The sequence below is a fragment of the Microbacterium wangchenii genome (assembly GCF_004564355.1).
Taxonomy (GTDB): Bacteria; Actinomycetota; Actinomycetes; order Actinomycetales; family Microbacteriaceae; genus Microbacterium; species Microbacterium wangchenii.
This window is the reverse complement of the sequence record NZ_CP038266.1, coordinates 3489861-3511280: the sequence shown is the minus strand read 5'-3', so window position 1 is coordinate 3511280 and position 21420 is coordinate 3489861. Positions and strand designations below refer to the sequence as shown.

At 71.1% G+C, this 21420-nt stretch carries 21 protein-coding genes; 17 read left to right on the top strand and 4 right to left on the bottom strand.

Translation table 11 applies throughout. The annotated features are described in order from the left end of the window. Positions 1–88: 88 nt before the first annotated feature. The gene (locus tag E4K62_RS17045; RefSeq protein WP_135069811.1) at positions 89–589 is read right to left on the bottom strand and encodes a GNAT family N-acetyltransferase; all 501 of its coding nucleotides are present in this window, start codon (positions 587–589) and stop codon (positions 89–91) included. Positions 590–712: 123 nt separating this feature from the next. On the opposite strand from E4K62_RS17045, the gene E4K62_RS17040 reads away from it, so the two are divergent. From E4K62_RS17040 to E4K62_RS17025, 4 genes are all read left to right on the top strand, one after another. Beyond that, entirely contained in the window at positions 713–1477 is a 765-nt protein-coding gene (locus E4K62_RS17040) for an SDR family NAD(P)-dependent oxidoreductase (protein WP_135069808.1), read from the top strand. Positions 1478–1500: 23 nt separating this feature from the next. Then, positions 1501–2274 carry an enoyl-CoA hydratase/isomerase family protein gene (locus E4K62_RS17035; RefSeq protein WP_135069805.1) on the top strand — a complete coding sequence of 258 codons (774 nt, stop codon included), beginning with the start codon at positions 1501–1503 and terminating at the stop codon, positions 2272–2274. Between the two features lie 56 nt (positions 2275–2330). Then, positions 2331–3170, top strand: coding sequence for an SDR family oxidoreductase (locus E4K62_RS17030; RefSeq protein WP_135069802.1), 840 nt, complete (start codon positions 2331–2333; stop codon positions 3168–3170). A gap of 132 nt (positions 3171–3302) precedes the next feature. Then, a complete protein-coding gene (locus tag E4K62_RS17025; protein WP_135069799.1) occupies positions 3303–3677 on the top strand; it encodes a VOC family protein in 375 nt (124 codons plus the stop codon). Between the two features lie 114 nt (positions 3678–3791). Here the strand turns inward: E4K62_RS17025 and E4K62_RS17020 are convergent, their stop codons facing one another. Then, a complete protein-coding gene (locus E4K62_RS17020) occupies positions 3792–4364 on the bottom strand; it encodes a TetR/AcrR family transcriptional regulator (RefSeq protein ID WP_205805818.1) in 573 nt (190 codons plus the stop codon). A 99-nt stretch (positions 4365–4463) separates the two neighbouring features. Here E4K62_RS17020 and E4K62_RS17015 point away from each other — a divergent pair, with 99 nt between their 5' ends. The 12 genes from E4K62_RS17015 (at position 4464) to E4K62_RS16960 (ending at position 17857) form a co-directional block, all read left to right on the top strand. After that, positions 4464–5474 carry a GumC domain-containing protein gene (locus E4K62_RS17015; protein WP_135069796.1) on the top strand — a complete coding sequence of 337 codons (1011 nt, stop codon included), beginning with the start codon at positions 4464–4466 and terminating at the stop codon, positions 5472–5474. Positions 5475–5615: 141 nt separating this feature from the next. Continuing rightward, positions 5616–6872: a dual-specificity RNA methyltransferase RlmN gene (gene rlmN, locus E4K62_RS17010; protein ID WP_135069793.1), complete on the top strand. Its 1257-nt coding sequence runs from the start codon at positions 5616–5618 to the stop codon at positions 6870–6872. Positions 6873–6886: 14 nt separating this feature from the next. Continuing rightward, a complete protein-coding gene (locus E4K62_RS17005) occupies positions 6887–7756 on the top strand; it encodes an ABC transporter ATP-binding protein (protein ID WP_135069790.1) in 870 nt (289 codons plus the stop codon). Beyond that, a complete protein-coding gene (locus tag E4K62_RS17000; protein ID WP_240742742.1) occupies positions 7753–8589 on the top strand; it encodes an ABC transporter permease in 837 nt (278 codons plus the stop codon). The genes E4K62_RS17005 and E4K62_RS17000 overlap by 4 nt, the downstream gene beginning before the upstream one ends. A 113-nt stretch (positions 8590–8702) precedes the next feature. Further along, complete coding sequence (locus E4K62_RS16995; protein WP_135069788.1) at positions 8703–10436, top strand: ABC transporter ATP-binding protein; 1734 nt, start codon at positions 8703–8705, stop codon at positions 10434–10436. Next, the gene (locus tag E4K62_RS16990) at positions 10433–12472 is read left to right on the top strand and encodes an ABC transporter ATP-binding protein (RefSeq protein ID WP_135069786.1); all 2040 of its coding nucleotides are present in this window, start codon (positions 10433–10435) and stop codon (positions 12470–12472) included. Before E4K62_RS16995 ends, E4K62_RS16990 begins: the two co-directional genes overlap by 4 nt. Positions 12473–12774: 302 nt before the next feature. Further along, entirely contained in the window at positions 12775–13650 is an 876-nt protein-coding gene (locus tag E4K62_RS16985; RefSeq protein WP_135069783.1) for an ABC transporter ATP-binding protein, read from the top strand. After that, complete coding sequence (locus E4K62_RS16980; protein WP_135069780.1) at positions 13647–14510, top strand: ABC transporter permease; 864 nt, start codon at positions 13647–13649, stop codon at positions 14508–14510. Before E4K62_RS16985 ends, E4K62_RS16980 begins: the two co-directional genes overlap by 4 nt. Beyond that, complete coding sequence (locus E4K62_RS16975; RefSeq protein ID WP_135069777.1) at positions 14511–15692, top strand: sensor histidine kinase; 1182 nt, start codon at positions 14511–14513, stop codon at positions 15690–15692. Beyond that, on the top strand, positions 15689–16318 hold the full coding sequence (locus E4K62_RS16970; RefSeq protein ID WP_135069774.1) for a response regulator: 630 nt from the start codon (positions 15689–15691) through the stop codon (positions 16316–16318). Before E4K62_RS16975 ends, E4K62_RS16970 begins: the two co-directional genes overlap by 4 nt. A 41-nt stretch (positions 16319–16359) precedes the next feature. Further along, the gene (locus tag E4K62_RS16965) at positions 16360–17373 is read left to right on the top strand and encodes an aldo/keto reductase family protein (RefSeq protein ID WP_135069771.1); all 1014 of its coding nucleotides are present in this window, start codon (positions 16360–16362) and stop codon (positions 17371–17373) included. 1 nt (position 17374) lies between these two features. After that, a complete protein-coding gene (locus E4K62_RS16960; RefSeq protein WP_135069768.1) occupies positions 17375–17857 on the top strand; it encodes an NUDIX hydrolase in 483 nt (160 codons plus the stop codon). Between the two features lie 25 nt (positions 17858–17882). Here E4K62_RS16960 and E4K62_RS16955 read toward each other — a convergent pair whose 3' ends face one another. Then, complete coding sequence (locus E4K62_RS16955) at positions 17883–19505, bottom strand: ABC transporter permease (protein ID WP_135069765.1); 1623 nt, start codon at positions 19503–19505, stop codon at positions 17883–17885. Continuing rightward, entirely contained in the window at positions 19502–20419 is a 918-nt protein-coding gene (locus E4K62_RS16950; RefSeq protein ID WP_135069762.1) for an ABC transporter ATP-binding protein, read from the bottom strand. Before E4K62_RS16950 ends, E4K62_RS16955 begins: the two co-directional genes overlap by 4 nt. Before the next feature lie 102 nt (positions 20420–20521). Between E4K62_RS16950 and E4K62_RS16945 the strand changes: the two genes are divergently transcribed. Next, positions 20522–21364: a hypothetical protein gene (locus E4K62_RS16945; protein ID WP_135069759.1), complete on the top strand. Its 843-nt coding sequence runs from the start codon at positions 20522–20524 to the stop codon at positions 21362–21364. Positions 21365–21420 lie beyond the last annotated feature (56 nt).

Here is a 21420-nt window from a genome sequence, read left to right as displayed (position 1 = left end):
ATTCAGGAGATACGCCGGAATCAGGCGCTTTCGGCGGCGAATCGGCCTGATTTGGGCATATCTCCTGACGTCGGATGCTGCGGGCGACTCAGAGCACGCGCTCGAAGCACAGCGACTCCGACATCGTGGCGACGTACGGCTCGTACACGGGGATCGGGGTGAAGCCGGCGGCGGCGTACAGCCGCACCGACTCCGGCTGCGGCGCGCCGGTCTGCAGGATGACCCGGCGTGCGCCGCCGGCCCGCGCCCGCTGCAGCACGGCATCGGTGAGGGCGCGTCCGATGCCGCGGCGGCGTCCCTCCGGCGGCACGATGAGCCGCTTGAGCTCCCACTCCTCGCGGAGACGCCGGAGCATCACGTGGCCGAGAGCCTCGCCGCCGTCGCCGCCGTCGCTGTCATCGAGGGCGAGGAGGGTCGCCACGACATCGCCGGGATGCACGGCCAGGGCCGCATCGCGGGCCGCCGTGATCTCGGCCGGCTCGCCGGCGACGAGGGGACCGTAGCGGCTCTGCAGCTCTGCGTCCAGAAGCGACCGCAGGCTCACCGCCCGGGGATCGTCCACGGGAACCTCTTCGATGCGCAGCGTCACCTTCCCATCCTGCCCCGGGCACGGCAGGGTGGGTGAGAGGCCCCGAGCCCGCCGCAGGGTCGATCCTCAGTCCCGGCTAGGGTGGGACCCGGTTCCTGATCGACGACGAAACGGAAGGCACGAATGGACATCGCGGGATCGAGCGCACTCGTCACCGGCGGCGCGAGCGGCCTGGGGCGTGCGACTGCACGACGGCTGGCCGCATCCGGAGCGATCGTCACGATCGTCGATCTGCCCTCCTCACCGGGCGAGGAGGTGGCCGCCGACCTGGGCGGGCGTTTCGCTCCGGCCGACGTCACCGATCCCGACCAGATGGCGGCGGCGGTCGCCGTCGCCGCCGAGACCGGACCGCTGCGCGTCGTGGTCAACTGCGCCGGGATCGCGCCGCCGGGAAAGGTGCTCGACCGCGACGGCGTGCCGACGCCCCTGGAGACGTTCGAGCGGATCGTGCGCGTCAACCTCGTCGGCACGTACAACGTCATCGCCCAGGCCTCCGCCGTCATGTCGCGCACCGAGCCGGTGCACGAGGGCGGTGACCGCGGCGTCATCGTCAACACCGCGAGCGTCGCCGCCTTCGACGGGCAGATCGGCCAGCCCGCGTACTCGGCGAGCAAGGGCGGCGTGCACGCCATGACCCTCCCGATCGCCCGGGAGCTCGCCCGCTATGGGATCCGCGTCGTCACGATCGCGCCCGGGATCATGGAGACGCCGATGCTGCGCAACCTGCCTCAGGCGGCGCAGGACTCCCTCGGGCAGCAGGTGCCGCACCCCGCGCGCCTGGGCGAAGCCGACGAGTATGCGCGCCTCGTGCTCGCGATCGTCGACAACGGCTACCTCAACGGCGAGACGATCCGCCTCGACGGCGCGATCCGCATGGCGCCGCGATGACCGCCCCCACCGAAGGAACGACGATGAGCGACAGCATCCTGGTCTCGATCGAGGGCGGGCTGGCCCGCGTGACGCTGAACCGTCCGGGGTCTCTCAACGCGATGGACTTCGAGATGGCCGAGCGGTGGCGCGACGCCGCCCGCGCGGCTACGGCCCCGGGTGTGGGCGCGGTGATCCTGGATGCCGCGGGCCCGGCCTTCTGCGCGGGCGGCGATGTCGTGGCGATGGCGACCTCCGGTGCCGCCGGCGCCGACCTGACCGCGACGGCGCACGTCATCCATGAGGGCATCCGCACGTTCGTCGAAGCTCCCGTGCCGGTCGTGGCCGCCGTGCAGGGTGCCGTCGCCGGTGGCGGTCTCGGCCTCATGCTCACCGCCGACTACATCGTCGCCTCGGAGTCGGCCCGCTTCGTCAGCAAGTACGCCAACATCGGGCTCACCCCCGACCTGGGTGTCTCGACGCTGCTGCCGGCGGCGATCGGGCAGCGCCGGGCGCTGCAGCTGCTGCTGCAGGACCGCTCGCTGTCGGCCGCCGAGGCGCTGGAGTGGGGCCTGGTCGCCGAGGTCGTGCCCGTCGCGTCCGTCGCCGCGCGGTCGGAGGAGGTCGCCCGCTTCTGGCTCGACAACGCCACGGCCGCCTTCGGGCAGGCGGCGCGGCTGGTCCGCACCGGCGCGCAGCGCACGTTCGCCGAGAACCTCGACGACGAGGCCCGCACGATCGGCGCCGCCTTCGACACCGCCGACGCGAAGGCGCGCGTGGCCGCGTTCGCCGCCGCATCCTCGAAGCCCCGCGCCTGAAGATCGCCCGGCCGTCGGCGCACGCACACCCCCACGTCACACGCGAAGGAGATCGCATGAGCGAGAACACCCTGGCCGGGAAGACCATCCTGATGTCGGGCGGCAGCCGGGGCATCGGGCTGGCGATCGCCCTGCGGGCGGCCCGGGACGGCGCGAACATCGCACTGCTGGCCAAGACGGATGCGCCGCATCCGCGCCTGGAGGGCACCGTGCACACCTCCGCCGCTGCGATCGAGGAGGCCGGCGGTAAGGCGCTGCCCATCGTCGGCGACGTGCGCAACGAGGACGACATCACCGAGGCGGTGCTGAAGACGCAGGGGGAGTTCGGCGGCATCGACATCGTCGTGAACAACGCCAGCGTCATCGACCTGTCCGGCTCGCTGGAGCTGGCGACGAAGAAGTACGACCTGATGCAGGACGTCAACGTGCGCGGCACGTTCCTGCTCTCCCGGGCGGCGATCCCGATGCTCTCCGACGCTGCCAACCCGCACATCCTGTCGCTGTCGCCGCCGCTGAACACCACCCCGAAGTGGCTGGGGGCCCACACCGGCTACAGCCTCGCGAAGTTCGGGATGACGATGGTCACCCTCGGGATGGCGGAGGAGTTCGCCGACCGCGGCATCGCCGCGAACACCCTGTGGCCGCGCACGACGATCGCGACCGCCGCGGTGCAGAACATCCTCGGCGGCGAGCGGATCATGGCGGCCAGCCGCACGCCGGAGATCTACGCGGACGCCGCGTACGAGGTGCTCACGACGCTTTCGCGCGAGCGCACCGGGCAGTCGCTCATCGTCGAGGACGTGCTGACCGAGGCCGGTGTCACCGACTTCGCCCGCTACGCCGCCGTGCCCGGCACCCCCGACAGCGCCCTGTTCCCCGACATCTTCCTCGACTGAGCCCCCGCCGCATCCGCCGCCCCCGCCGCATCCCGAGAGTGCATCACCTCGGCGAATCCGCACCCAATCCCGTGCACTCTCGCCGGGTCGATGCACTTTCGGGGGCGGGAGGGCGGGAGTACTGTGGCGCGCATGGCGGTGCAGTCGCTGTTCCCGATCCTGCTGACGGGCGACCTGCCGCGGCTCGTGGCGTTCTACGAGGCGGCGATGGATGCCGTCGTCGGCTACCGCTTCACGGATGACAACGGCGCCGACGCGTACGTGTCGCTCACGATCGGGGCCGCGACCCTCGCGATCGGCCGGGACGCCGCGGCCACCGACGCCACCGGCGATCGTGCGGCGCTGTGGTTCTACGTGGACGACGTCGACGCGGCCTTCGCGCGGATGGTCGATGCCGGCGCGGTCACCGTCCAGGAGCCGACGGACATGCCGTGGGGCGAGCGGGTGGCGCAAATGCGCGACCCCGACGGCACCCTGGTGAACCTCGGCGCCCTAGCATCCGCCTGACCTCCTCCGCGAGAGTGCATCACCTCGGCGAATCCGCACCGGATCCGGTGCACTCTCGCCGGGTCGATGCACTTTCGGCGGGGCCGGCGCACCACCGGATGCAGCGGCGCCAGGCTACGCGCGCAAGCCTGCGGCGAAGATCGCGGCCAGGCGCGCGGTGAGGTGTGGGGCGCGGGCCTGGAGGGCGGCAGGCTGCGGCCGCGTGATCATGCCGATCGCCAGCACGAGTTCGACGGGGTCCAGTTCGGCCCGGACGATCCCCCTCGCGCGGGCGGCTGCCAGCAGGGCGGCGACCTCGCCGAGCGCATCGTCCTGCGCCTGGCGGACGGCGGCGGTCAGCTCCGCCGGTGCGCGCAGGGCGAGGGCGTCGGCGAGCGCGCCGAGTTCGAGCCCGACCAGGCGCGTGAGGAAGTCGTCCCACGCCGCCGTCGCTGCGTCATCGACCACGGCCAGGCCGGCGCCGGCGGCGGCGCGGATGTCGGCCAGGATGTCCAGGGCCACCGCGTCGGCGAGTTCGGCGCGCGTGGCGAAGTTGCGGTACAGCGTGGCGATCCCCACGCCGCTGGCTTCCGCGATCGCCTCCAGCGCGACCGACCCGCCGTGCTCGGCGAACAGTCGCCGGGCCTCGTGCAGGATCGTCGCGCGTCGCTTCGCGGCATCCGAGCGCATCTCCACCTCCGCATCCATCGTGTCGGGGAACCCTCCGCGGCGCGACTCCCAGCGAAATCGGAGGATGAGCCTCCGTATAATCGGAGGCTAAACCTCCACTTATCCCGTCTGGATCCCATGGCCGCCCTCACCCCCCTCGACGCCGCTCCCGCAACGGTGCGCCGCACCCCGTCCAAGCCCGTTCTCCTGGTCGGTCTCACCGCCGGGCTCGGCGTCATCCTCGTGGCGCTGCTGATGCTGTTCATCATGCCGTCGCTCAAGAGCGGCGCCCACAACCTCCCGATCGGTCTCGCCGGTCCGTCGTCCGCCGTCACGCAGGTGGAGGAGGGCCTGGATGCGGGGGCCCCCGGCGCTTATACGACGCGGGCATTCGCATCGGAGGCCGCCCTGCGCGACGCGGTGCTCGATCGCGACGTGGTCGGTGGCATCCTCGTGGACGAGGGCGGGGTCCACGCGCTGGTGGTCGGCGCGGGGTCCACGGCGATCTCGGCGACCATCTCCGGCACGGCTCAGAGCCTGGCGGAGAAGGCCGGGACGAGCGCGGAGATCGAGGACGTCGTGCCCCTTCCCGAGTCCGATCCGACGGGGGTCGGCATCGGCGGCCTCGCTTTCCCCCTCGTGTTCGGGGGGATCGTGCCGGCGGTGGCCTTCCGCAAGGTGTTCTCGCGCAGCCTCGGCTGGGCCGTCGGCGGCATCCTCGCCTTCGCGGCCGTGGGCGGCATCGTGGTGGCCGCCGTCCTCATGTTCCTCTTCGGCAGCATCACGACGGCGTTCTGGCCGGTCGCCGCGGCCATGGCCCTCGGGATCGCCGGCCTCGCGCTCCCGCTGGCCGGCCTGCAGGAAGTGTTCGGAGGCAAGGGCTTCACGATCGGCGCGATGATCATGATGTTCGTCGGCAATCCCCTCGCCGGCATCGCGACCGGCGCCGCGTGGCTGCCGGCGGGGCTCGGCGCGATCGGACAGATCCTCCCGCCCGGAGCCGCCGGTACGCTCGTCCGCTCCGCCGCGTACTTCGGCGGCGCGGGCGGCCTGGCGGCGGGACTGACCCTCGCCGCCTGGGTCGCGGCCGGCGCCCTCCTGCTCGCCGTCGGCGCCCGTCGCACGCACCTCCTCTCGCCTTCCCGCTGAGCGCACCCCACCCACATCCGGAGAGTGCATCACCTCGGCGAATCCGCACCGGATCCGGTGCACTCTCGCCGAGACGATGCACTTTCGGCGGGCTGGGGCAAGAACAGCTTGCGTGCAGGCGGCCCCGGTAGCCTGGAATCCATGACCGATCAGCCCCCCGTGCGCACCACCAAGCCCCGCCAGGTGCGCCCCACCACAGAAGGCTGGTCGCAGAAGAAGGATGCCGAGGGCCGGCCGCTCCTGCAGTTCGCCAGCCCCAAGCGCGGCAAGCCGCCCGTGCACCTGGCCGACCTCACGCCGTCGGAGCGGGTGGCCAAGGTCCAGGAGCTCGGGCTCCCGGGCTTCCGCGCGAAGCAGCTCGAGAAGCACTACTTCACGCACTACACCTCCGACCCGGCGCACATGACCGACCTGCCCGCATCCGGTCGCGACGAACTCGTCGCCGGCATGCTGCCACCGCTGCTCACCGAGGTGCGGCGCCTGGAGACCGACAGCGGCGACACGATCAAGTTCCTGTGGAAGCTGCACGACGGCGCGCTCGTGGAGTCGGTGCTCATGCGCTACCCCGGCCGCATCACGCTGTGCGTGTCGAGCCAGGCCGGATGCGGCATGAACTGCCCGTTCTGCGCCACCGGGCAGGCGGGCCTCACGCGCAACATGTCGGCGGCCGAGATCATCGAGCAGATCGTGCGCGCCAACCGCCTGATCGCCGAGGGCGGGCTCGGTGGGAAGAGCCGTCGCCCCGCCGATGGACCGGGGCAGGCGCCCGAGCGCGTGTCGAACATCGTCTTCATGGGCATGGGGGAACCCCTGGCCAACTACGCCCGCGTCATGCAGGCCGTGCGCGTCATGGTGGACAAGGACCACGGCCTCGGGATGAGCGCGCGCGGCATCACGGTCTCCACCGTGGGTCTCGTGCCGGCCATCACGAAGCTCGCCAACGAGAACATCCCCGTCACGTTCGCGCTGTCGCTGCACGCGCCCGACGACGGACTGCGCGACGAACTGATCCCGGTCAACTCGCGCTGGAAGGTCGACGAGGCCCTCGACGCCGCTCGCGCGTACTTCGACAAGACCGGGCGGCGCGTGTCGATCGAATACGCGCTCATCAAGGACATGAACGATCACGGCTGGCGCGCCGACCTCCTCGCCGAGAAGCTCAACGCCCGCGGCCGCGGATGGGTGCACGTCAACCCCATCCCCCTCAACCCGACGCCCGGCTCGATCTGGACCGCATCCGACGTGCCGGTGCAGAACGAGTTCGTCCGCCGGCTCAACGCGGCCGGGATCCCCACGACGCTGCGCGACACGCGCGGCAAGGAGATCGACGGCGCATGCGGCCAGCTCGTGGCCACAGAAGAGGACCAGGTCGTCGCCGCCGCGACGCCCGTGGGCTGACCGGCGGGGCCGACATGACGGATGCGGTCATCCAGGTCTCGGATCTGAGGAAGACGTATCGCGGCGGCTTCGAGGCGCTGCGCGGAGTGACCTTCGACATCCGCCGCGGCGAGACGTTCGCCCTCCTCGGTCCCAACGGTGCCGGCAAGAGCACCGTCATCGAGATCCTCGAGGGTTATCGCGACCGCTCGTCCGGTGACGTGTCGGTGCTGGGTGTCGACCCCCAGCACGGCGGGCTGGCGTGGAAGGCGCGCCTGGGGATCGTGCTGCAGAACACCGGCGAGGCACCCACCGCGACCGTGCGGGAACTCCTCGCGCATTTCGCCGGCTTCTACCCGAACCCGCGGGGCGTCGACGCCGTCATCGAGGCGGTCGGCCTCACCGCGAAGGCCAAGACGAGCCTGCGCAAGCTCTCCGGCGGCCAGCGCCGCCGCGTGGACGTCGCGCTCGGGATCCTCGGTCAGCCCGAACTGCTCTTCCTCGACGAGCCCACCACGGGCTTCGACCCCGAGGCCCGGCGGCAGTTCTGGGGCCTCATCCGGTCCCTGCAGGACGAGGGCACCACGATCGTGCTGACGACCCACTACCTGGACGAGGCCGCGGTGCTCTCCGAGCGCGCGGCGATCCTGGTGGGTGGGCGGATCGCGTCGCTCGGCCCGATCGACGCGCTCGGCGGCGAGGAGGCGCGCGTGCCGATCGTGCGGTGGGCCGACGAGCACGGCCTGCACGAGGAGCGCACCCGACGCCCCGGCGAGCGCGTGGCTCAGCTGGTCGCCGAGGGTGGCGAGCCGGAGCGGCTGGAGGTCGTGCACCCCAGTCTCGAGGACATCTACCTGTCGTTCCTCGGCGAGGACGCCGCGGCGGCGTCGGAGGTGACGGCGTGACCGCCGTCGCCGCGCGCAGCGCGTCCTTCGGCATCGGCCGCACGCTGCGACTGGGTCTGTCGCGCATCGGCTTCGAGGTGCGCTCGTACTTCCGGCAGGGCGACACGCTCTTCTTCACGTTCCTGTTCCCGCTCGTGCTCCTGCTGATCTTCTCCGTCGTCGCATCCGACGGGTTCGGCCCGCCCGGCGAGGAGATCTCCTCCGCGGCCTACTACCTGCCGGGCATGGTCGCGGCGGGCGTGCTGCTGTCGGGTCTGCAGAACATGTCCATCGACATCGCGATGGAACGCAGCGACGGAACGCTCAAGCGGCTGGCGGGCACGCCGCTGAGCCCGGTGTCGTACTTCATCGGCAAGCTCGGGCAGGTCCTGATCACCGGCATCCTGCAGTCCGCGCTGCTGATCGCCGTGGCCGCGACCCTCTTCGACGTCGAGCTGCCCACCGACCCCGAGCGCTGGCTCACCTTCACGTGGGTGTTCCTGCTCGGTGTGACCACGTGCGCGATCCTCGGCATCGGCTTGAGCGCCGTGCCGCGGTCGGGCCGGAGCGCGGCGGCCGTCGTCATCCCGATCGTGCTGATCCTGCAGTTCATCTCCGGTGTGTACATCGCGTTCTCGTCGCTGCCGGACTGGCTGCAGAACGTCGCGAGCGTCTTCCCGCTGAAGTGGCTCGCGCAGGGGATGCGCTCGGTCTTCCTGCCGGAGTCGTTCGCGTCGGTGGAGCCGTCGGGCACGTGGCAGCACGGGCTCACCCTGATCGTGACGCTGCTGTGGCTCGTGGTGGGCCTCATCGCCGTGCGGCTGACGTTCCGCTGGATCCGCAAAGACGCCTGAATCCGCCGTCAGCGGACGCGGTGACAGGACCGATGCGGATGTCGGCGGGCCGTGGCAGGCTTGCCTGATCCACCCGCGCGCGTCCGATCGCGCCGCCCTGCCCGGGAGTCCTCGTGCTGGTCTCATTGCTCATCCGTTACCTCAAGCCGTCCCGCTGGCTGCTCGTGGGCGTGCTCGTGTTCCAGGCCGCGTCGGCGCTGGCGTCCCTGTACCTGCCGAGCCTGAACGCGCAGATCATCGACGAGGGGATCGCCCGGGGCGACACCGAGTTCATCTGGCGCACGGGCGTGTTCATGCTCGCGATCTCGCTCTCCCAGATCCTGGCGTCGATCGTGGCGACCTACTTCGCCGCGCGCGCCGCGATGCGCGCGGGCCGCGACATCCGCGACGACGTCTTCGAACGGGTGTCCGCCTTCTCCGAGCGCGAGGTGACCGCCTTCGGCGCCGGCTCGCTCATCACCCGCAACACCAACGACGTGCAGCAGGTGCAGATGCTCGCCATGATGGCGGCGACGTTCCTGGTGACCGCGCCGCTGCTGGCGGTCGGGGGCATCGTGCTCGCTCTGTCGCAGAGCCTCAGCCTGTCGTGGATCATCGCCGTCGCGGTGCCGGTGCTGCTGCTGATCGCCTTCCTCGTGATCAGTCGCATGGTGCCGCTGTTCCGCAGTTTCCAGCGGAAGCTGGATGCGGTCAACCGCGTGATGCGCGAGCAGCTCACCGGCATCCGCGTCATCCGCGCGTTCGTGCGCGAGCCGATCGAGGAGCGGCGCTTCCGCGAGGCCAACACCGACATCATGGTCGTCGGCCGCAAGGTCGGCTCCCTGTTCGTGCTGCTGTTCCCCGCGGTCATGCTGATCCTGAACTTGACGGTCATCGCCGTGCTGTGGTTCGGGGGGATGAAGGTCGACGCCGGCGAGGTGCAGATCGGCACGCTGTTCGCCTTCATGCAGTACGTCATGATCATCCTCTCGGGCGTCATGATGGCGAGTTTCATGACGATGATGATCCCGCGCGCGGCGGTCTCGGCCGAGCGCATCGGCGAGGTGCTCGACACGACCGCGTCCTTCAGCCGGCCTGCCGACGCCCAGCGGGACTTCCCCGCCCGTGGCCGGGTCGAATTCCGTGACGCCGCGCTCACGTACCCCGGGGCGGAGGAGCCGGTCATCGCCGGCGTCTCCTTCGCCGCCGAGCCGGGGGAGACGGTCGCGATCGTCGGGTCGACGGGTGCCGGCAAGACGACGCTGGTGTCGCTCATCCCGCGCCTGTTCGACGCCACCGGCGGCGCCGTCCTCGTCGGCGGCGTCGATGTGCGCCGCGCCGACCTCGACGCCCTGTGGCGCATGATCGGCCTCGTGCCCCAGCGTCCGTTCCTGTTCACCGGCACCGTCTCCTCGAACCTCCGGTTCGGGCGGGAGGAGGCCAGCGACGCCGAGCTGTGGGAGGCGCTGGAGATCGCACAGGCGAGCGACTTCGTCGCGCAGATGCCGGGCGGGCTCGACGCGCCCATCGCACAGGGCGGCACCAACGTCTCCGGGGGGCAGCGGCAGCGCCTCGCGATCGCCCGGGCGATCGTGCACCGGCCCGACATCCTCGTCTTCGACGACTCCTTCTCTGCGCTGGACCTGTCCACCGATGCGCGACTGCGCCAGGCGCTGTGGCGAGAACTGCCCCACGTCACGAAGATCGTCGTCGCTCAGCGCATCTCCACGATCACCGACGCCGACCGCATCGTCGTGCTCGACGACGGTCGCATGGTGGGCCTGGGCACCCACGACGAGCTGGTGGAGAACAACCCGACCTACCGGGAGATCGTCGAATCGCAGCTGGCCGCGGAGGTGACCGGATGACCGGCGAGAACGAACTGACCGACGAGGAGAAGCGCGACCTGGAGCAGGCCGAGCAGGCGCGCATCGGCGCCGACGACTGGAGCGGCGCGGTCGCGCCCGGCAAGCCCGCGCGCTTCGGCCCGTCGTTCCGCCGGCTCCTGGGGCTGCTGCGCCCGAACGCCGTCGCGTTCGTCATCGTCTCGATCCTGGGCGCCATCGGCGTCGTGCTCGCGGTCCTCGCGCCCAAGGTCCTGGCGGAGGCGACGAACATCCTCTTCGAGGGTGTCGTGTCGCGGATGGCACCGGCCGGAGCGACGCAGCAGCAGGTCGTGGACGGCCTGGCCGCGTCCGGGGAGCAGGACCTCGCCAACGTCGTGGCGAACCTGCAGAACTTCCGGCCGGGAGAGGGGGTCGACTTCACCAGGCTCGGGCAGGTCCTCGCCGCCGTCATGGCGCTCTACATCGCCGCCTCGCTGCTGTCGTGGGTGCAGGGCTATGTCATCAACGTCATCATGGTGCGCACGATGTGGCGCCTGCGCGAGCGGGTCGAGGACAAGATCCACAGCCTGCCGCTGAGCTACTTCGACCGCACGCAGCGCGGCGAGCTGATCTCGCGCGTCACGAACGACATCGACAACATCACCCAGATGATGCAGCAGTCGCTCTCCAGCGCGCTGACCTCGGTGCTCACCGTGCTGGGCGTGCTGATCATGATGCTGTCGATCTCGTGGCAGCTCACGCTCGTCGTGTTGATCAGCTTCCCGCTCATGGCCGTGCTGTTCGGGGTGATCGGGCCGCGCTCCCAGAAGGCGTTCGGCACGCAGTGGCGCAAGGTCGGACGGCTCAACGCCCGCGTGGAGGAGTCGTTCTCCGGTCACGCGCTGGTGAAGGTGTTCGGCCGCGAGCAGAGCTCGCGCGAGGCCTTCCGCGTCGAGAACGAGGAGCTGTACCAGGCGTCGTTCAAGGCGCAGTTCCTCTCCAACATCATGATGCCGGCGATGACGTTCATCGGAAACCTGACGTATGTGGGCATCGCGGTCTTCGGGGCGCTCATGGTCGCCAGCGGGCAGCTGAGGCTCGGCGATGTGCAGGCCTTCATCCAGTACTCCCAGCAGTTCACCCAGCCGTTGTCGCAGCTGGGCGGGATGGCCGCGGTCGTGCAGTCGGGCACCGCCTCGGCCGAGCGGGTGTTCCAGCTGCTGGACGAGCCCGATCAGGAGCCGGATGCGGCGGATGCGCCGGCACCGGTGGACGGCGACGGCACGATCGAGTTCGACTCCGTGTCGTTCTCGTACTCGCCCGACCGCCCGCTCATCTCCGACCTGTCCTTCCGTGTGGAGCCGGGGCAGACGGTCGCGATCGTCGGCCCCACCGGCGCCGGTAAGACGACGCTGGTGAACCTCATCATGCGGTTCTACGAGCTCGACGGCGGGCGCATCCTGCTCAACGGCCAGAACACCGCCGAGCTGACGCGCCACGACGTGCGCGCCAAGACCGGCATGGTGCTGCAGGACCCGTGGCTGTTCGCGGGCACGATCCGCGAGAACATCCGCTACGGGCGCGCCGACGCCACCGACGAGGAGATCCTCGAGGCGGCGCGGGCCACCTACGTCGACCGCTTCGTGCACTCGCTCCCCGACGGCTACGACACCGAACTCGACGAGGATGCGTCGAACATCTCGGCGGGGGAGAAGCAGCTCATCACGATCGCGCGGGCGTTCGTGGCCCGCCCGAGCGTCCTGATCCTCGACGAGGCGACGAGTTCCGTCGACACGCGTACGGAGCTGCTCCTGCAGAGCGCGATGGCGGCGCTGCGCCAGGGGCGGACGTCGTTCGTGATCGCGCACCGCCTGTCCACGATCCGGGACGCCGACCTCATCCTCGTGATGGAGGACGGGGCGATCGTCGAGCAGGGCACCCACGAGCAGCTCATCGCCGCCCGTGGGGCCTACTTCCGCCTGTACAACGCCCAGTTCCAGCACGCGGCCACCGATCCCGATGCGGATGCCGCCGACGAGGACGAGCGGCGGGAGACCGAGGGCGCCGGCGTGCTCTGAAATCCGGCGTGCCGGCCGCGGGTTTAGGGCGGGTCCGGGCGCGCGGGCCGCAGCCCGAACTCCGCAATTCTCGCTACGGGAATCGGTTGGAGCCGGCTTTCGCGGGCATGTCGGTGCCGGTTTTGAGGAGTTCGGTTTCAGGCGGACAGCTGATCGGCGGTGGACGTCCCGCGGGGCCCGCCGTGACGACGAGGCCGATCCCCGCCCGGCCTGACGGGCCCGCTCATCCACCGGTCGGTGGAGACGGGAAACCCACCGGACGGTCGTCGCGGCGGGATGCCCCCGGGCGAGAGCCTGGGGCCATGACAGATCCAGTGGTGCAGGTGGAGAACCTGCACAAGACCTACCGCGGCGGCTTCCACGCCCTCCGCGGCGTGAGTTTCGACATCCGGCAGGGCGAGACCTTCGCGCTGCTCGGGCCCAACGGGGCCGGCAAAAGCACGGCCATCGAGATTCTCGAGGGATACCGCGACCGCAGCCGCGGTCGCGTATCGGTGCTGGGCACCGACCCCCATCGCGCGACGCTGGAGTGGCGGGCCCGGCTGGGTATCGTGCTGCAGAACACCGGCGAGGCCCCCAGTGCGTCCGTGCGTGAGCTCCTCACGCACTTCGCCGGCTTCTACCCGCGTGCACGCGACGTCGACGAAGTGATCGGCGCGGTCGGTCTCGCCGACAAGGCGAAGACGCCCGTGCGTCGCCTGTCCGGAGGGCAGCGGCGGCGGGTCGACGTCGCCCTCGGCATCATCGGACGTCCGGAGCTGCTCTTCCTGGACGAGCCGACGACCGGGTTCGATCCGGAGGCGCGGCGGCAGTTCTGGGACCTCATCCGCGGTCTGCAGGGGGAGGGCACCACGATCCTCCTCACGACGCACTACCTCGACGAGGCCGCGGAGCTGTCCCAGCGCGCGGCCATCCTGGTCGGGGGCGAGCTGGCCTCGCTCGGACCGATCGACAGCCTCGGCGGCCCCCAGTCACGCGTTCCGGTCGTGCGCTGGCACGACGGCGGGCGGCTGCGCGAAGAGCGCACCGAGCAGCCCGCAGAACTGGTCGCGCGGCTGTTCGCCGCCGAGGCCGGCGAACCCGCCTCCCTCGAAGTCGTCCGGCCGAGCCTGGAAGACATCTACCTGTCCTTCCTCAAGCCCTCCGCATCCATCCAGACCGAAGGAGTGAGCGCATGACCGCCACGCTTCCCACCGCCGCCCCGGCCGTGAGCCGCCCCGCCACCCCGCGTGGTGGCCGGCGCCTGCTGCGACGGGGCCTGTCTCGCATCGGGTTCGAAGTGCGCTCGTACTTCCGTCAGGGCGACTCGGTGTTCTTCACCTTCCTGTTCCCGGTGCTGTTCCTGCTCATCTTCGCCGTGGCGTTCAGCTCCGACACCTTCGGCCCTCCGGGAGACGAGGTGTCGTCGGCGGCGTACTACCTGCCGGGCATGCTCGCCGCGGGACTGCTGTTGTCGGGCACCCAGAACCTCGCCATCGACATCGCGATGGAACGCAGCGACGGAACCCTCAAGCGCCTGGGCGGGACGCCACTGTCGCCCATCTCCTACTTCATCGGCAAGCTCGGCCAGGTGCTGGTGACCGGTGCGCTGCAGGCGGCGCTCCTGATCGCGGTCGCCGTGCTGGCCTTCGGGGTCGACCTGCCCACCGAGCCCGAGCGCTGGGCGACGTTCGCGTGGGTGTTCCTGCTCGGTGTGACCACGTGCGCGATCCTCGGCATCGGCCTGAGTGCGATCCCGCGCAGCGGGCGGAGCGCGACGGCCGTGGTCATCCCGATCGTGCTGGTGCTGCAGTTCATCTCCGGGGTGTTCATCCAGTTCTCGGTGCTCCCCGAATGGCTGCAGAACATCGCGAGCGTCTTCCCGCTGAAGTGGCTCGCCCAGGGTATGCGATCGGTGTTCCTCCCCGAGGCCTTCGCCACCGCGGAGGCGACGGGGTCGTGGGAGCACGGCCTCACGCTCCTGGTGACGCTCGCGTGGCTGGTCGGGGGGCTCATCGTCGTACGGGCGACATTCCGCTGGATCCGCAAGGATGGCTGAATGAACCAGGTCAGCGACCGGCGCGCGGTCCCCTCCCGGTGGTGGGCCGTCGCGCTGGTCGCCGTCGCGCTGGCGTGCTGCGTGGTCACCGCGATCGAGTTCGCGTCGGGAGCCGGGTCGGCGCTGGACGTCGCGCTCGTGGTGGCCGGGGTCATCGCGTACGTCCTCTTCTTCGCCCTCGTCACACGGCCGGCGGCGGAGGGATCAGCGCGGGCATGGGCGTCGGTCGTCGTCACGGTGACGGCGGCGGGCGCCCTCACGGCGGTGGAGGCCGGCAACGCGCTCTTCCAGTTCTGGATGTATCCGCTGATCTGGGTCCTCACCGCCACGATCCCCGCGGCCGTCATCACCTCCGCCGTCGCCGCGGTCGTCGTGTTCGCCGGCTTCGCCGTGAGCATGGGGTCCGACCCGGAATGGGCGGCGGACGCCGCACTGACGCAGGCGATCTCGTTCGGCGTCAGCGTCGTGCTGGGGCTGTGGATCACGAACATCTACCAGTACGCCGAAGAGCGCGAACGTCTGCTGGCGGAGCTGACGGCCGCCCAGGACGAGGTGGCGGCGCTGCACCGTCACGCGGGCGTCACCTCCGAACGCGAGCGTCTCTCGCGCGAACTTCACGACACGATCGCGCAGTCACTGGCGGGCACGGTGCTGCTCGCGCAGCGCGCTCGCCGCGAGGCGGCCGGCGGCGGGGCGGTCGACGACACGCTGGCGCTGCTGGAGGAGTCCGCGCGCAGCGCGCTCGCCGAGACGCGGGCCCTCGTGGCCGGCAACGCCCCGATCGAGTTGCGCGGCGGGGGCGTGATCGACGCGCTGCAGGCCCTGGCCGACCGGTTCGCGCGGGAGACGGGCACGCACGTCGATGTGGACGCGGCCGTCGCGATCCCGTTGGACCGCGAGAGCGAGGTCGCGCTGCTGAGGTGCGCGCAGGAGGCCCTCGCGAACGTGCGCGCCCACGCGGGTGCGCGCAGCGTGCGGTTGAGCCTGCGGGCTGGGGAGGGATGGGCCGAGCTCCGCGTGCGCGATGACGGGCGCGGTTTCGACCCTGACGCGCCGTCGGCGGGGTTCGGGCTCAGCGGCCTCCGTGCCAGGGTCGGCCTCCTCGGGGGCGACCTCGTGGTGGACGGCACCCCGGGTGCGACCACCCTCCTCGCCCGCGTCCCGGCGGGAGCATCCGCATGATCCGGGTCCTCATCGTCGACGACCACCCCATCGTGCGCACGGGGCTGGGGGGTCTCGTCGATGCCGCCCCCGACCTCCAGGTCGTGGGCACGGCGGCCACGGGGGAGGATGCGGTCGCGGCGGTCGAAGCGGCGCCACCCGATGTCGTGCTGATGGACCTGCGCATGCCGGGGATGGACGGCGACGAGGCCACCGGCCGCATCCTCGCCGTCGCTCCCGAGGTCCGTGTGGTCATCCTCACCACCTACGAGACCGACGACGCCATTCTGCGGGCCATCGGCGCCGGTGCCAGCGGCTACCTCCTCAAGGCCGCGCCGGAGGACGAACTGCTCGCGGGGATCCGTGCCGTCGCGGCGGGGGAGGTGGCCCTCGCCCCCAGCGTCGCGCGCGTGCTGGTTCGTCAGGCCTCGCATCCGCGGCCGCCCGCTCCTGTGCTGACCCCGCGGGAGCGGGAGGTCCTGAGCCTGGTGGCCGCCGGCTTGAGCAACCGCGCCATCGGTTCCCGGCTGCACGTCGGTGAGGCCACGGTCAAGACGCATCTTCTGCACGTGTTCGCGAAGCTGGAGGTGGATGACCGCACCCGAGCGGTCACGAGGGCGATGGAGCTCGGCCTGCTGGGTCGCTGAGCACGGGCCGGGCACGGGCGCGACGCGGATACCGTAGGGGGATGGTGAACTATCGGTACCTCGGAAACAGCGGTCTGAAGATCTCGGAGATCACGTACGGGAACTGGGTGACGCACGCGTCGCAGGTCGAGGATGACGCGGCTGTGAAGACCGTGCACGCCGCGCTGGATGCCGGCATCACGACGTTCGACACCGCCGACACGTACGCCAACACCGCCGCCGAGGTCATCCTCGGGAAGGCCCTGCAGGGGCAGCGACGCGAGTCGCTCGAGATCTTCACGAAGGTGTACTTCCCCACCGGCCCCAAGGGACCCAACGACACCGGGCTCAGCCGCAAGCACATCTTCGAGTCGATCCACGGATCGCTCACGCGCCTCGGCACCGACTACGTCGACCTCTACCAGGCCCACCGTTTCGACTACGAGACGCCGCTGGAGGAGACCTTCCAGGCCTTCGCCGACCTCGTCCGCCAGGGCAAGGCGCTCTACATCGGGGTCTCCGAGTGGACCGCCGAGCAGCTGCGCGCAGGTCACGCGCTCGCGGAGGACCTCGGCATCCAGCTCATCTCCAACCAGCCGCAGTACTCCATGCTGTGGCGCGTCATCGAGGGCAAGGTCGTCCCGGCCAGCGAAGAGCTCGGCATCTCGCAGATCGTCTGGTCGCCGATGGCGCAGGGCGTGCTCAGCGGCAAGTACCTGCCCGGCCAGCCGGTGCCCGAGGGCTCCCGCGCCACGGACGAGAAGAGCGGCGCGACCTTCATCAAGAGCTTCCTGCGCGACGAGGTGCTCACCGCCGTCCAGCGCCTGAAGCCCATCGCCCAGCAGGCGGGGCTCACGATGCCGCAGATGGCGATCGCGTGGGTGCTGCAGAACCCCAACGTCGCCGCGGCACTGGTCGGGGCATCCCGGCCCGAGCAGCTCGCCGACACCGTCAAGGCCTCGGGCGTCACGCTCGACGCCGACACGCTCGCCGCGATCGACGAGGCCCTCGGCGACACCGTCAACCGCGACGCGGACGACACCTACACCGTCTCGCCGAAGCGCCGGCTGACCTGACATGGCGGCCAGGAGCGCCGGCATCCTGCTCTACCGCCTGAGCGGCGAGGGCGTGGTGCGGGTGCTCCTGGCGCACATGGGCGGGCCGTACTGGGCGTCCAAGGACGCCGGAGCGTGGTCGATCCCCAAGGGCGAGTACGACATCGACGCCGAGGGCGCACTGGATGCGGCACGCCGCGAGTTCCGCGAGGAGCTCGGGGTCGATCCGCCCGACGCCGAGTACGCGGCGCTCGGCACCTTCGCGTATTCGTCGGGTAAGAAGATCGTGGTGTTCGTCGCCGACGGTGACGGATTCGACCCGGCCGCCGACGAGCTCGACTTCGGCGAGTTCGACCTGGAGTGGCCGCCCCGCTCGGGGAGGACGGCGCGCTTTCCCGAGGTCGACCGCATCGAATGGTGCACGCCCGACGAGGCACGCGAGCGCCTCGTGAAGGGTCAGCGCCCCGCGCTCGACGCCCTCCTCGCACACCTCGCGGAGATCTGACCCCGCCGCGCGACGGGCGGGGGCCTCACTCGGCGGGTGCCAGTTGCCGCCCGCGCATGAGGGCGAGGGCCAGGGCGGTGCCGGCGACGGCCGCCGTGACGAGCCACCACAGCCCGCGCGGGTCGACGTCGCTGCCGGCCACGACCGGGGTGATGGCGATCGGCGACAGGTTCACGACGGCGTCGGGAAAGCCCAGGAGCGGCCCGAACAGGCCGACGACGGTCGCGAGCGCGATGAGCGTCCAGCCCACGGCGATGCTCAGCCGCGGGGCGACGACGAAGACGACTGCGGCTGCCGCCCCGAAGACCGCCGCCGCGGCCACCTGACCGAGGCCGGCGGTCAGGGCCACCTCCGCCAAGGACCAATCCGGGTCCTCCAGCGACGCCAGGCCGAGGATCGCTCCTCCGATCGCGCTGCCGACGGTGGCCAGGATGGCCGCTCCCGCGATGACGAGATACCCCGCAAGCCAGCGCACGGGACCGACGGCGGCGGCACGCACCGGCTCCGCCGTGCCGCGCACTTCCTCCTGGCGGGCGCGGACGACGGTCTGCACACCGGCGCACGCGGCCAGGACGCCCGTCAGCGTGAAGAAGATCGTCACCGTGTCCTGCGCGAGCGTTCCGTTCGTCCCGAGCGCGGCGAGGAGGGCTTCCACCGACGGGATGGTGTCGCCGATCCGTGAAATGAGGTCGGACAGCCGGGTCGACAGCAGCCCGACGAGCAGCCCGGCGACCGCCCACCCCAGCATCGCGCCCCGCGACAGCCGCCAGCTCAGTCCCCACGGGCCCGCGAGAGCGCGCGTCGCCGTGGAACGAGCGAGGCGCTCGGGCAGCAGACTGCCGCCGAGATCGCGGCGGGCCTGCACGAGACCGGCTGCAGCCGCGCACACGGAGGCCAGCAGGGCGCTCAGGACGAGCGGGCGCGGATCGTCCGCATCGAACGGGCGCGTGTTCTCCGCCCAGCCGAACGGCGAGAACCACGCCAGTGGCGCACTCTCCATCTCCTGCAGGTCGGCGCGGGGGGTTCCGAGGGCGTTGCCGATCCCACACGCCAGATAGCTGAGGAGGATCGCCCAGACCGCGACCGCGTTCGCCGCGCGCGCGGTGCGCACGAGTTGGGCCGCCAGCAGTGCGAAGCCCAGGAAGACGATGCCGGTGACGCCGCTGGCCGCGCCGGCGAGGATGCTCCCGCCCCTGCCCAGGCCCAGCATGAGAAGGGCCGCCGAAACGAGGAGGGCGAGCACCGCATTGGCCAGTACGCCGTGCGTCAGGGTGGCGACCAGGGGGACGACGCGTCCGGCGGGAGTGGCCGCGACGAGCTCGGCTCGGTCGAGCTCCTCGTCGGCACGCGTGTGGCGCACCGCGAGGAAGCTGCTCATGAACGCGGCCAGGAGGGCGAGGAACGGCAGGATCAGGAACGCGATGAACGCGCCCTCCTCCGACCCGGACGGCAGTCCGCGGAAGAGGAGGATGACGGGATTGGCGATCGCCGCAGCCAGCAACGCGGTGCGATCCTGCTCCGTGCCGAACGTTTCGCGGACACCGGTGTAGGCGGCGGCCGCGAGCGCGACCGTGCCGAGGATCCACAGCGCCAGCTGAAGGACGTCGCGCCGCGCGCGGTGACGCAGGAGCAGGAGGAATCGCGTCACGACGGCGCCTGCTCGCCGGCCACGTCGTCGCCGTAATGGCGGAGGAAAAGCTCCTCGAGTGAGGCGGGTTCGATGCGCAACCCCGCGACGTCGGCGTCGACGAGGGCGGGAAGCACCGCGACCACGCGATCGCTGTCGACGGTGAACCGCATGCGCCCCTGGCTCACCTCCAGGTCGTGGGCGTCGGGCAGGGGTGGCAGTACTCGACGGTCCGGCGCGGCGAAGGAGACCTGCGTGCGGGTCAGGTGGCGCAGCTGGCTGAGCGAGCCGCTTTCGACCACCCGGCCCGCGCGGATGATGCTCACCCGGTCGCACAGCTGCTCGACCTCGGACAGGATGTGGCTGGACAGCAGCACCGAACTCCCCGCCTCCCGCACGCGCATCAGCTCCCGCTGGAACACCATCTCCATCAGCGGGTCGAGCCCGCTCGTGGGTTCATCGAGGATGTAGAGGTCGGCGGGAACGGCGAACGCGGCGATGAGGGCGACCTTCTGTCTGTTGCCCTTGGAGTACGCACGGCCCTTTTTGCGGGGATCGAACTGGAAAGCCTCCTGGAGGCGCGCCCGTTCGTCGCGGTAGGCGGCGGAGCGCCCGCCCCCGCGAAGCCGGCACAGGAGGTCGATGGCTTCGCCGCCGGAGAGGTTCGGCCACACGCTGACGTCGCCGGGGACGGAGGCGATCCGTCGATGCAGCCTGACCGCATCGCGCCACGGATGACCTCCGAGGACGGACGCCTCGCCGCCGCCGGCGCGTGCGAGGCCGAGGAGGATCCGGATCGTCGTCGACTTCCCCGCTCCGTTCGGGCCGAGGAACCCGTGGATCTCGCCGGGTGACACGTCGAGGTCGAGCCCATCGAGCGCCAGAACGCGTCCGTAGCGCTTCTGCAGCCCGCGCGTGCGGATGACAGCTTCCATGGGCGGGACGCTACGCCGGTGCGGGGTTGGTGGCATCCCCCCGGACCGGCATTTGCGGAATGCGATGCCGGCCCGGCACACTGGGGCCGGCGAAGGAGCACGATGTCCGATGACGCGCTGATCACCCACACCCGGATCGCCTCGCTGCAGGTGGTCCGCGGGCACCTGAACGCGGCGCACGTCGAGCGCGCCGCGATCGACGGGGTCGCCGGCGAGGGGCTGGCCGATCGCACGTGGCACGCGGCGCGCGGCGTGGCCGAGTCCGCGCGGCGGGAGGTGAACCGGGCCCTCCGCGAGCGGTTCGGTCCGCGCGATCCCCATCGCGGATGGCTGGGGTGGCTGTTGTTCTTCACGCTCCTGGCGGCGGCCTTCGCGCTCGTCACCGCCCTCGGCGTGCAACGCATTCCCACCGACACGGGCGTCTCCGGCTGGCTGGGCCTGGCGGTGGCCGCGATGGACCTTCTGCTTCTCGCCGTCGCACGCACGCGCACCCTGAGCCGTGCCTTCCCGCGCGCCCTGGCACCGACCCCCGTGCTCCTCGCGGTGACGACCGTCGCGCTGGCGAACGGGGACCTGCCCGGAGTGGAGGGCGCCCTGGCGGGTGCCGTCGTGTCCTTCGCGACGCTGGTGTGGGTGGTGGCCACGCGCCATCGGGATGCCGAGGCCCGTCACGAGATGGACATGGCCATTCCGATGGCGTATCTCAACGCGGCTCCGCTCCTGCGGGAAGGGGTAGCGAAGATCCAGAACGACGTGCTGGCCGAACTCGGGAGCGACCGCGCCGCCCAGGTGGTCCGGGTGCGGGACGCCGTGCTCGCCGAGTTGGCGACGGATCATCCGAAGCTGCGGGACGCCCCGACCGGGGTGCCCGCGGGCGCCCTCATCATCGGACACCTCACCGAGAACTGGTCGCCCGTCTACATCCCGGAGGGCAGCAACGGCTGACGGGATGCGGCACCGGGCGCCCGTGCTGCTGAAACTGATGTATACCTAAAAGCGTG